At 61.6% G+C, this 11,676-nt stretch carries 10 protein-coding genes and 1 pseudogene; 8 read left to right on the top strand and 3 right to left on the bottom strand.

Features of this window, described 5'->3' with window-relative positions:
• Nucleotides 1-345: 345 nt before the first annotated feature.
• The 4 genes from WD006_RS28905 (at nt 346) to WD006_RS28890 (ending at nt 5,386) form a co-directional block, all read left to right on the top strand.
• On the top strand, nt 346-984 hold the full coding sequence (locus WD006_RS28905) for a 4Fe-4S dicluster domain-containing protein (RefSeq protein WP_011518795.1): 639 nt from the start codon (nt 346-348) through the stop codon (nt 982-984).
• A gap of 14 nt (nt 985-998) precedes the next feature.
• Entirely contained in the window at nt 999-2,648 is a 1,650-nt protein-coding gene (locus WD006_RS28900) for an FAD-binding protein (protein ID WP_029309503.1), read from the top strand.
• A gap of 19 nt (nt 2,649-2,667) precedes the next feature.
• Entirely contained in the window at nt 2,668-3,912 is a 1,245-nt protein-coding gene (locus tag WD006_RS28895) for a complex I 51 kDa subunit family protein (protein ID WP_011518793.1), read from the top strand.
• A gap of 115 nt (nt 3,913-4,027) precedes the next feature.
• Complete coding sequence (locus WD006_RS28890) at nt 4,028-5,386, top strand: dicarboxylate/amino acid:cation symporter (protein ID WP_011518792.1); 1,359 nt, start codon at nt 4,028-4,030, stop codon at nt 5,384-5,386.
• A 159-nt stretch (nt 5,387-5,545) separates the two neighbouring features.
• On the opposite strand, the pseudogene WD006_RS28885 reads toward WD006_RS28890, so the two are convergent.
• Together WD006_RS28885 and WD006_RS28880 are read right to left on the bottom strand one after the other, a co-directional pair.
• Nucleotides 5,546-5,743, bottom strand: a pseudogene (locus WD006_RS28885) (tyrosine-protein phosphatase); the annotation flags it as partial.
• Nucleotides 5,744-5,908: 165 nt separating this feature from the next.
• The gene (locus WD006_RS28880; RefSeq protein ID WP_224444917.1) at nt 5,909-6,028 is read right to left on the bottom strand and encodes a tyrosine-protein phosphatase; all 120 of its coding nucleotides are present in this window, start codon (nt 6,026-6,028) and stop codon (nt 5,909-5,911) included.
• Between the two features lie 334 nt (nt 6,029-6,362).
• Here WD006_RS28880 and WD006_RS28875 point away from each other — a divergent pair, with 334 nt between their 5' ends.
• Entirely contained in the window at nt 6,363-7,748 is a 1,386-nt protein-coding gene (locus tag WD006_RS28875) for a hypothetical protein (RefSeq protein ID WP_231108900.1), read from the top strand.
• Nucleotides 7,749-7,937: 189 nt separating this feature from the next.
• Here the strand turns inward: WD006_RS28875 and WD006_RS28870 are convergent, their stop codons facing one another.
• A complete protein-coding gene (locus WD006_RS28870; protein WP_029309499.1) occupies nt 7,938-8,852 on the bottom strand; it encodes a LysR family transcriptional regulator in 915 nt (304 codons plus the stop codon).
• Between the two features lie 151 nt (nt 8,853-9,003).
• Here WD006_RS28870 and WD006_RS28865 point away from each other — a divergent pair, with 151 nt between their 5' ends.
• Genes WD006_RS28865 through WD006_RS28855 form a run of 3 tightly spaced genes read left to right on the top strand, consistent with a single transcriptional unit; the run spans nt 9,004 to nt 10,807 of the window.
• Nucleotides 9,004-9,426 (top strand): DoxX family protein, encoded by a 423-nt coding sequence (locus WD006_RS28865; RefSeq protein WP_035833823.1) that lies wholly within the window; start codon nt 9,004-9,006, stop codon nt 9,424-9,426.
• Between the two features lie 26 nt (nt 9,427-9,452).
• Nucleotides 9,453-9,884, top strand: a complete 432-nt coding sequence (locus WD006_RS28860; RefSeq protein WP_029309497.1) for a nuclear transport factor 2 family protein — start codon at nt 9,453-9,455, stop codon at nt 9,882-9,884.
• 38 nt (nt 9,885-9,922) lie between these two features.
• Nucleotides 9,923-10,807 carry an NADP-dependent oxidoreductase gene (locus WD006_RS28855; protein ID WP_234710887.1) on the top strand — a complete coding sequence of 295 codons (885 nt, stop codon included), beginning with the start codon at nt 9,923-9,925 and terminating at the stop codon, nt 10,805-10,807.
• The last annotated feature ends 869 nt before the right edge of the window (nt 10,808-11,676 follow it).

Here is an 11,676-nt window from a genome sequence, read left to right as displayed (position 1 = left end):
TGTCTCTGCGTCTGCCGACACGAACCGTTCCTCCCGGCGGTGCAGCGCACTTGCCCTGCTTGGGCAAGCCCGCCTGCAGAATCCGTGCGAGCGGAAGTGAAACATTTCGAAAGGAGGAACAAAGCAATGCCACCCTGGAATCTCCCGGCGGAGACGCCGAATGGTCGGGCGGACCGTGCCGGTCGTCCTAGCTGAGAAGCGCCTTGGCTGCAGGCGCGACCGCCCTTCGGAAAGCGCCCATTGCCTCCCCCTTGCAATGACTTTCCATGTGCTATGTTTTATATGATCTTTTCGGCAAATGCGCCAGTGTGGCGCTAACGCCGCCGGCCACCAGAGTGCGAGAAGATGATAAGTCTGAGCATCGAAGGAAAACAGGTCGAAGCGCCGCCAAACTGCTCCATCCTGCAGGCCTTCCTGCATGCAGGGGAAACGTTGGTGGAGGGCGTTGGCTGCATGGGCCAGGGGGTATGCGGATCCTGCCGCGTCCTGGTCCGGCGGGCCGGCAAGCAGGAAGTGATCACCGCACTCGCCTGCGAGACCTTGATCGAGGACGGGATGCAGGTTGCCTTTCTCGACTTCTTCACTTCCCCGGCACGCCATGTCTATCGGCTGGAAGACATCGAGGATAGTTGGCAGGCGTTGCAGGCGATTTCTGACATATTCCCGGAAGCAGCCGACTGCCGCCACTGCAGCGGGTGCGATCGCGCATGCCCGAAGGGACTCGATGTCCAGCGCGGCGTCAACCTCGCCGTGGAGGGCAATCTTTCCGAGGCCGGCCACGTCTTCGACGAATGCGTCATGTGCAACCTCTGCACACTGGCCTGCCCCGAGCTCATCCAGCCTAACCACCTCGGCCTGTTCGTGCGACGGATGATTGCGTCGCTGACGCTGCGGCCGGCGAATCTGATGCGACGGCTGCGGGAGATCGAGCGTGGCGACATGACAATCGATCTCGACGCGCCGGGCGCCCAGCCACCACACTGACCGAGACACCCCTCATGCATGCCGGCATCCCTTACGACGAGGCGCGCAAGCGCTACCGGCCCGGCACGGCGCCGGCGGTACGCAGTGACAACACCTCGGCCGAAGCGCTCCTCAAGGGCTACCACCCCGACCACGGGCCGGACGCCCGCGTTGCCCTCGCCGTCGGTGTGAACCGCGGCGATTCCTGCCAGCCGGATCTCGCGCGGCATCTGCAAGCCAATGCGCTGATCGACGACGTCGACATTGCCGGTGCCCAACTCATGGCCACCGATGTGTTGGTCATTGGTGGTGGAGGTGGCGGGTGCGCCGCGGCACTCACCGCGGCAAAGCATGGGGCGCGGGTCATCCTCGCCACCAAGCTTCGCCTCGGCGACAGCAACACTGTGATGGCCGAAGGCGGGATACAGGCCGCCATCGGAGAGGACGACAGCCCTCAATTGCACTTCGAGGACACGCTGCGTGCCGGACACTTCTGCGGCGATCCCGCACTCGTAGCGCAAATGGTGATGGATGGTCCGGATGTCATTCGCTGGCTGATCCAGCTCGGCATGATGTTTGACCAGGAAGAGGATCGGCCAATCGGCGGCAACCTTCTGCGCAAAAAGCCCGGCGGCGCCTCGGCCGCGCGCATTCTTTCCTACCGGGACTACACCGGGCTGGAGATGATGCGGGTGCTGCGGGAAGCGGTGGACCTGGATCCCGGCATCGAGGTATGGAACCGCTGCCCGGCGGTCGAGCTGCTGTCCGACGAGCGGGGAAACTGCGCAGGGGCCGTGATCTACAACCTCGAATCACGCACCTTTGTGCTAGTGCGCGCTGCTGCCGTGATCATTGCTACCGGCGGAGCCGGGCGCCTGCACCTGAATTCGTTTCCAACATCCAATCATTTCGGTGCCACCGCCGACGGCCTCGTGCTCGCCTACCGGATCGGAGCGCGCCTGCGCGAGCTCGACTCGTTCCAGTACCACCCCACCGGCATTGCGTACCCTCCCCACCTTGCAGGCGGACTCATCTCCGAGGCCGCGCGCTCCGCGGGCGCCAAGCTGATCAACGGCGAGGGTGAGCGCTTTGTGGACGAACTCAAGGCACGGGACATCGTGGCCTCGGCGATATTGCGCGAATGTGCGCAGGGGCGCGGCATCATCCGTGAGGGGCAGGTGGGCGTGCTGCTCGACACGCCGACGCTCGAAATGGAGCATCCCGGCATCCTGGACAAGCGCCTTGTGACGTTGAGCCACCTTGCGCACAAGTGCGGTCACGATGCAGCGAAGGAACCCTTCCTTGTCTACCCAACCCTTCACTATCAGAACGGCGGCGTTGCGATCGACGGACATGGGACCACCAGCGTATCCGGACTGTACTGCGTGGGTGAGGTAGCGGGAGGCATCCACGGGCGCAACCGGCTGATGGGGAATGCGCTGCTCGACATCCTAAGCATGGGTCGGCGCGCGGGCGCGTCGGCAGCGGAGGCGAAGCGTTCGGCTGTGGCCAGCCGCGCAGGGATCGGCCACGTGCACGCATGGCAGCGGGAACTGACGCTGGCTGGGCTACCTTTGCACGTCAAGGCACCGATTCTCTTTCCTGGCTACGCGCATTTCGATCTGCGCGTCAATGCAGGCCTGCGCGCTGGCGTCCGCGGCCGGGCCGCTGGCGGTGTCCGGTGAGCCGTAGACGGAGCGCGCGATGGAAAAGCTGAATCAGGTTCTCCTGAGGGACGATGTCCGCGTTGGTGCGGACCTGGAGGCATGGCTCGCAATTGGCGGAGGAGAGGGGCTGGCCAAGGCCTTGTGCGATCCAGGCGCAGTCATAGGCGAGATCGAGCAGGCCGATCTGCGCGGAATGGGCGGCGCCGGATTTGCGACCCATCGCAAATGGGCGCCGGTTGCCGCCGCGGCTGACGGCGACAAAACCATCATCTGCAACGGCAACGAAGACGAGCCGGGGACCTTCAAGGACCGCTTCCTGCTGGAGCACACGCCACATCAGGTGATCGAGGGTGCCCTCATCGCCGCGGCCGCCACGCGTGCCAACCATATTGTCCTTTACGTCAACCCTCACCAGCAGCAGGCCATTGCGGTCATACGACAGGCCGTCGGGCAATGGCAGGCGCACCCCCGGTACGCCGAACTCGAGCGACTGCTGGGCGCCCCCCTGTCGCTTGGCGTTGTACCGAGTTCAGGGCTATACATCGGGGGCGAGGAGACGGCGGTGATCGCAAGCGTCGAGGGCGGATTCCCGTTCCCGCGGCGCAAGCCGCCCTTTCCCAGTCAACAAGGCGTGCATGGCGCGCCAAGCATCGTCAACAACGTCGAAACGCTAGCGCATATACCAGGAATTCTTCGCCACGGTGCTCAGTGGTATCGCGATCTCGGCATCGGTAACGCAACCGGAACCAAACTCTATTCACTCTCTGGCGACGTATTGCGCCCCGGTCTGTATGAACTACCAATGGGAACGAGCCTGGAGTCCCTGGTGTTCGAGCACGGTGGCGGCATGTTGCAAGGCAAGGAGTTCAAGGCCGTCTTTACAGGGGGGCCCTCGAATACTCTGCTGACGAAGCGTGACCTCGATGTCGCCCTGGACTTTGATTCGGTGCGGCTAAGACGCTCACGTCTGGGAACGGGGGCGATGATCGTTGTATCGGAAGGCACCAGCATTGTCCGCAAGGTCGCTGAATTTGTGAGCTTCTTCGCGCAAGGATCGTGCGGCCAATGCCCACCGTGCAAAGGTGGCAGCTTCCAGTTGATGCGATTGCTGAACCGCATCGATACGGGCCGCGGTGTGCATGCCGATCTGGCAGCGCTGGAGAATCTGTGCCGCATCCTACCCGGCAGCGGCCGCTGCGGCCTCATCGACGGCGCCGTGACGGTGGTGGAGAGTTCCCTGCACCAGTTCCGTGAGGAGTACGAGGCGCTGCTTATGGCATAGGCGGCGAGGATAGAGGGCAGCGATGAAATGCACGGCACCTTAGTCCCTCACTCCTGCTATGTCAGCGGGGCTGATCCGACCCGACTGGCGGTCTGAACCAGCAATGGAGACGATGATGGAAAAAGTCGACAACCGAAAGCCGCTTTACAGATCCCTCTACTTCCAGGTCATCGTTGCCATCATCAGCGGCGTGGTCCTCGGCCACTATTATCCAACTGCCGGAGAGGCCATGAAGCCGTTGGGTGACGGGTTCATCAAGCTGATCAAGATGATCATCGCGCCAATCATCTTCTGCACAGTAGTGGTGGGCATTGCTGGCATGGAAGACATGAAGAAGGTCGGCAAGACCGGCGGGTTGGCGCTGCTGTACTTCGAGGTCGTGAGCAGTATTGCACTGCTGCTCGGCCTGTTGATCATCAACATCGTCAAGCCCGGGGCCGGAATGAACGTCGATCCATCCACCCTCGACACGAAAGGGATCGCCGCCTACACCGGACCCGGAAAGATGCAGGGCACGGTGGATTTTCTGATGAACGTGATTCCGAACACGGTAGTGGATGCATTCGCAAAAGGTGAAATCCTCCAGGTACTGCTGTTTGCGGTGATGTTCGGCTTCGCGCTGCACAAGTTCGGCGGCCGCGGCACGCTGGTGTTCGACTTCATCGAGAAATTCTCGCATGTGCTCTTTACCATCGTCGGCTACATCATGAAAGTCGCGCCACTTGGCGCTTTCGGCGCCATGGCCTTCACTATCGGCAAGTACGGAGTGAGTTCGCTGCTACAACTCGGCCAGTTGATGGCAACCTTTTACGCCACTTGTCTGGTTTTCATCTTCGTCGTGCTGGGTACCATTGCGCGACTGCATGGATTTTCGATTTGGAAGTTCATCAAGTACATCAAGGAGGAACTGCTGATTGTATTGGGCACATCTTCCTCGGAATCCGTCTTGCCACGGATGATGGCCAAACTGGAGAACTTGGGCGTCCGAAAGTCCGTCGTCGGACTGGTGATCCCAACTGGCTACTCCTTCAACCTGGACGGTACCTCCATATACCTGACCATGGCGGCTGTGTTCATCGCCCAGGCAACGAACACCGACATGAACCTGACGCAGCAACTCACGCTGCTCGCCGTGCTGCTCCTGACATCCAAGGGGGCCGCTGGGGTCACCGGGAGTGGTTTCATCGTGCTCGCGGCTACGCTATCGGCGGTAGGGCATGTTCCGGTAGCGGGACTTGCCTTGATCCTCGGTATTGATCGCTTCATGTCGGAGGCACGCGCCCTGACCAACCTAATTGGCAACGGCGTGGCCACGGTGGTGGTGGCGAAGTGGACCGGTGACCTCGATCTGGAACGAATGCGTCGCAGACTGGATGACGAGACGGATAGCGAAGCCGACGAGCCGGAAATGGTGCTCGACCAGACGGCGACCCATATGCCGGCCGTCGACCCTGCGGTAACCCGACGCGGGTAGCCGCCCAATCACACAAGGCCCCTTCTTGACGACAGCTGACGGCTGCTGAGGCCGTTCAGCCCGCTTCCCTCTCAAGGTTATTTCAAGGTTATTTGCTTGCAGACACTTCTCGTCCACCGACAGAGTCTCGCTCAAGAAATTGGCTGTGCTGCCCCATTCCTGTTCAATGGTCTGCAGCAACGCCTGCAGGTAACCTGCCCGCGCTTTCAGCAACGGCATCGCCACGTTAGGCGAAATTGCCAGTAATGCCAGGCGAGCCGACAGGCCGTGGAAGCGTCGCTGGTTCCGGTGATTCGATTCCAGATAGCTGGCCAGGATCGTGTCCAGTGCCACAGAAAGCGCCGACAACAACAGCATGGTGGCGAAGCCGGACCGATCCTAGCCCGTGCAACAACGCTCGGCCTGCTTCTGCCTCTTTCATGAACTTGCCAAAGGCAGATTGATGCTTGGTCGGAAAATCGCAATACACCTGCTGCATGAAGTCGTCCATGTCCTGCTGCGTGCCGGATTGCAGTCGCGGCATTAGCTCGCTATGCCCGAGTTGCCACTGCGAAATGATCGGCCCATGTGCACGCGCCTGCCATCGCGGCTGACCAGGCCACCGAGGTCGCGCAGGTTGTGGACGTTCTCAAGTGGCAGCACGGCTGCCGGTGAAGGCTACTGCAAAAATCAGGCTTGTCTCCGAAAACGTTCGAGCTAGAAGTGATGAAATCCGGCTAGTCATTTGACATTCCAGGGCCACCGTTTGACGCGTCGGGACACTCGGTGGAAACCCCGACATCAACGGCACAGCAGAACGAAGGGTATGACAGCTCTTCTGGCTACTACCGCCGTCTGATCTGGTCACGCCGAACGGCAGAGACGGGTTGCGGTAGCTGCCTTCTGCACCAGGAAGCCCTTACCCGGATAGGCGGAGCGCCGAGACCGGCCAGTTTGAGCCGTTGGATTTCCGATACTCGATGACCGAGTTGGCCCGATGAACTACAGTTCGATCTTCGAGGAAATGGCGCCGTTCCGAAGCCTGAACTGGCTTCTGAGCTGGCGCTACAGCACGAGAACGTTGCGGAACCGCCAGTTCGAAGTCGGCCCGCGAGCGTCGCCGAAGACAGGAAAGTATTTCTCCTCCCGATCCATATGCACATATGCTGAAACCACCATCAGGCAAGCAACTTCCAGGAGTTCCACCATGGCCGACGGCCAGTTGCGCGGCAGCCGCGAAGCCAGGAAGCCCACCACGCGCTGGATCAAGAACCCGGCTTGGGATCTCGTTTGGGTACTGAATGCACTGTGGTTAGCCCCCCTGGTCCTTCTGCTGGCTTGGGGTCATGACGACGTGCGCGCCAGCCCGGTGGATGGGCTGTTCTTTGCCTTTGCGGTACCTCTATGGTTCGGCCACCGCGTCTCGTCGGCCTGGTTGGCCTACGCAACCCCGGCCTACCGCCCCCTGCTCACGACGCAGCGGCTACGCTTCGTCGTGGCCCCGCTGACCATCGCCGTGGCCTGCTTCACCCTGCTTCTGACGCCCGAGAGCGTGCTGCCGATACCGGTGACTGAGCGCGTGGTGTGGTTGGCCGTCCTGGACTACCTGCTGGTGAGTCACCATTTCGCCGCGCAGCATTTTGGGCTACTTAGCCTGTACCGCTCCCGCGCGGGACGAGCATCCGACGCGGTCACGCGACGGCTTGATCGGTGGTTCGCGCTTGTCGTGGGCGGTGGCTTCGTCGTATTGGCAGACGCCTTGGCTGGATCGATAGCTTTCCAGGATCGCTGGATCAACCCGCTGCTAGGGGGGAACTGGTTGGACGTGTTCGCACGCGCACTGCACGATGGCGGCATTGCCTTCGTCGCAATCCTGACTGGCCTGATGCTATATGTCGAACTGCGCTCGCAGCGTACATCGTTGCCGCGCGTGACCTACATCCTAAGCGTCTCGTCTATGGTGCTCGTCGCCTTCCTCGCGCGCGACCCCTTCCTGTTCATCGTACTGTGGAGCGTGCAGCATTGGAGCGCGGCAATGGGACTCACCTCGCTCGCGGCTTCCGGTGGGGCTCAGTCGCCTGGCACGCACTGGCTGCAACTGCTGGCGCCCATCAATCGACGCGGCTGGGCAGTGCTGCTCGTGCTCGCCGTTATCTCAACCTTGCTGCTACCGCTGCTGGAAGTGGAGGCCGTGACCGACGAATACGCCTACGCCGATCGCATCTTCGGTGAGGCGGCGCGCTGGCTGCGCTCCTCGCCTTACGTGCCGGCGCTGCTGGCACTGGGCTTCGCGACTGGCTTCATCCATTACTTGCTGGATCGCGCTGTTTTCCGCTTCTCCTCGCCCGACGTCAGGCAGGCCGCCCGTGGGCTGATCGAATGATGATGCCGCAATCGGTCACTCATGGCTAGTTTGCGCCCGTCGCCAAACCTTGGCCAGTTGACCGGTTGAATCCAAAGCCAGTTTGCGCCATTGCACGCTTGAGCGGAGGCATCCGCTTCGCAAACACATACCGACGACCGGCGAAGTTGCGAGCAAGCAGGGGCCCATCGCTCCATCAACGCATGGCCTTTAACGCGCTGGGAGCGACGCCGCCTCGCCTCCCTTGAGCCTGCGCAGGAACCATTGCCCTGCGGGCCCTGGTGGCGTGTCCTTTCGGTAGACCGCAAACATCGAAATAGGCGGCGTATGCGGTTGGAACTGCTCGATCTGCAACCTGACCAAATAGCCTGTATCCAGATCGTGCTGAACCATCTCGACCGGCATATGCCCCCATCCGAACCCCGCGCGCAGAAAGGCGTGCTTGGCACCCAGATCGGCCAGGTGCCAGGTCTGCGGCGAGAACACATCGAAGGTCATACCGTCGGTCAGCGATGTCCGGTCGGTCAGCACCAGTTGCACATGCGCCTTCAGGTCGCGCGGCCGTAGAACTCCCGTGCGGGCGGCCAACGGATGTGACGGGCTGGTCACTGTCACCATTGGCACATCGAGTAGCTTTTCCGCATCCATGACCTCCGGGACGGAAGGCATCGAGCCGCTGATTCCTAGCCGGCATTTCTGCGCCAGCACGGGTCGCAGGACGGCGCCAAGTGCCTCGACATAAAGCCGCAGCGGCGTGTGAGGAAACGCCTTCCGGAACGCGCCGACCGCGTCCGTGAGCGAAGCCATCGGGTACATCACGTCCACCACCACCGAAAGTTCAGGCTCCAGCCCTTCTGCGATAGCCCTTGCCGTCGACTTGAAACCGTCCATCCCGCTCACGACCAGGCGAGCCTGCGCCAGCAGTGCCGTGCCCTGCTCCGTCAGCCGCGGATAGCGTCCGCTGCGGTCGAACAGTTGCACACCGATTTGCCCCTCCAGATTGGCAAGCGTGTGGCTGACGACGGACTGCGCCCTCCGTAGTTTGCGACCCGCCGCGGAGAAGCTGCCTTCGTCCACGGCGGCAATGAAGGTGCGGAGTTGGTCCAGCGAGACGGCGTCGAGCATCTATCTACTCTGTAGATGGAAAACATCTAGAAATATAGGCTACCGACATGGATTTCGCCCGCCTAATCTTCTTCAGCAACGGGGCACAGCCCCAGCAAGCTTCTGATCCACGCAACCCATCTTTCATCCGCCTTCCTAAAGGATGCTCGTCATGAACAAGAATCTCGCAATTCCGCAAACGGTGATCCCGGCCATCGGCCGAATCCTCATCGCTGCCCTCTTCCTCGTCAGCGGTCTGGGCAAGCTAATGGCTCCGGGCGCAACGATGTCCTACATAGCGTCCCTGGGATTGCCCGCACCGCTGCTGGGCTATCTGGGCGCCCTGATCCTTGAACTGGCAGGTGCAGTGCTGCTGGTTGCTGGTTATCGCACGCGCATCGTCGCCTTGTTGTTGGCGACCTATGCGGTGGTGACGGCGCTGATCTTCCACCACGCGCTGGCCGACCAGAATCAGATGTTCCACTTCCTGAAGAACTTCGCCATGGCTGGAGGACTGCTGCAGGTAGCAGCCTTCGGCAGCGGGGCATTCGGTCTGGACGCGCGCCGAGCGCCGGCCAGCCAGGCCATCGCCTGACCAATGCACAGACAAGGGAAACCATCATGAGCATCGCCTCAGAGCTGTTGCAGCTTCACCTCCGGTGGCTGGTCGACGACAACCAGCAGTGGCAAGGGCTAATTGCCGACGACGTTGTGTGGGAACTGCCCTATGCGCCGAGCCTCGGGCATCCACAGCGGCTCGAGGGGTGCGAAGCGGTGATCGAGCACGCCGCTTGGTTCATCGGCGCGGTCAAGGACTTTCGCTTTTTCGACGCCGTAGTCACTCCCACTGCGGACCCGCACCATGCCGTGGCACGTGTCCGTGCCGAAGGGTTGATTCCGTCAACCGGACACACCTACCGCCAGGAGTATGTCGTCTTCCTGACCGCTCGCGACGGGCGCATAACTCATCTGCGCGAGTATTTCGACCCCGTTCAGGCCGCACTGGCGCTCGACGCCCCCATTGCAGGCATTCCTTCAAGGAGCACCCGATGAAAGCCATACGAGTTGCCGCCTACGGCGGTCTTGACGCAATGACGTTGGCAAAGCTGGACGACCCCGTACCGGGCGACGACGAAGTCCTCATCGATGTCGCCGCCGCAGCGGTCAATCCGATCGACTGGAAGATCGTCAGTGGCGCAATGAAAGCGTTCATTCCCCTTCCCTTGCCATTCACCCCAGGCGTCGACGCCGCCGGCACGGTGCTGGCGGTCGGACGCAACGTGAGCACGCTGGCGCCGGGCGACGAGGTGATGGGCTTCATCGGCATCGTGGGGGCCTACGCAAACCGCATCGTCGTGGACCCGGCGCGTCTGGCTCGCAAGCCGGCACGGCTGAGTTTTACAGACGCGGCGGCGACTCCGGCCGCCACGTTGACCGCCTGGCAAGCGTTGCATGAGCATGGTGAGCTACGCAAAGGCCAAAGCGTTCTGATTCACGCGGCAGCCGGTGGTGTAGGCAGTGCAGCGGTACAACTCGCGAAGCTTGCGGGGGCGCACGTCATCGGCACTGCTTCGCCCGGCAATCGCGAGTACGTGCAGAGCCTCGGCGCCGCAGAAGTTATCGACTACCATGCGACGGACTTCGCGAAGCAGGTCTCTGATGTCGATCTGGTGCTCGACCTCGTTGGCGGCACGACGCAGGCGCGGTCATGGTCCGTGCTGAAGCGCGGCGGCATTCTGGTTTCCACCGTGAGCAAGCCTGACACCGAGCGAGGCAATAAAGCGCAGGTAACTGGCAAACACTTTGCGACCCGCTCAGATCGACCGCAGCTTGCCGCGTTGGGCGCGCTCCATGCATCGGGCGATCTGCGCATCCACATCGATTCGGTCTTCTCCCTTCCAGAGGCAAGCCACGCCCTTGCAAGGAGCATGGGCGGCCATGTACGGGGGAAGGTGGTTCTGGATATGGCTGCGTAGCGAGTGACCAGGTGCCGAAACGAACCGCCGGCGAGAGCACGAACGACTCGCGCATGTCGCGCACTTCCTCGACAGGGCTTCGACCGAAGAAGCGCTTGAACGCGCGGATTGGTTGAGAGAAATGCAAATGCCCCAGCCTACTGATGGGGCATTTCTTCTAAGGCGCCAGACCATAGCGTCTGTCCAAGATGAAGTACTCCCCGGTATCCATATGGCCTCATGGATGAGCGCCATAACTGGCGCTTGACTGGGACGGCGGCTCAGGGCTCGGCTTCGGCCATTCTCCCCCATCACTTTAGGCGCCCCAATTGGGAGACAACGGAAATCCCACGGTGCACAAGGGCCGGCGGATCGTCGGCCCGCGACGGATTTCCGCAGCCGGCCAGGAGCGGACCTAGGGCGGACCGTCTGCATCGTCTGGATCGGCGCCATAAGCAGCCATGCTCATTCGCACGATCCCTTCTGTGGTTGACCGCACACTTCCGTGGAAGCAACGACCGACAATATGCAGGTCTACAACTTTGGCGGTTATGTACAAGCCGTGAGTGTTGTTGCCTCGATTGCGGGCCACGTCTAGATCAAAAAGCACAGGGGAGCCGCACAATGCTTGCTCGACAAAAATCCCACTGGATACTCTTAGGTACGCTCACGGTACTATTTGGCGTCGCGATGGCGGCATTCATGGTGTCCAGCACCGCGAACCGCGTTAGCGTTGCCTTAGTGCCCGGTACCAAAGTCAGCCTCCGGGTGTTTCGGCTTTTGCCGGCCCCGCTCCACCTTGAACTTAGGTTCAATCGACGTGGGTGGCAGGACAAACGACCAGAGCTGGGCAGCTCCCAATACAACTCAGACTTCAGGGAACGTGGGTA

This window comes from Cupriavidus sp. Met-2 (genome assembly GCF_049843575.1).
In the GTDB taxonomy this organism is placed as follows: Bacteria; Pseudomonadota; Gammaproteobacteria; order Burkholderiales; family Burkholderiaceae; genus Cupriavidus; species Cupriavidus metallidurans.
Note: the sequence above shows the minus strand (reverse complement) of the source record. Positions and strands in the feature narration are given on the sequence as shown.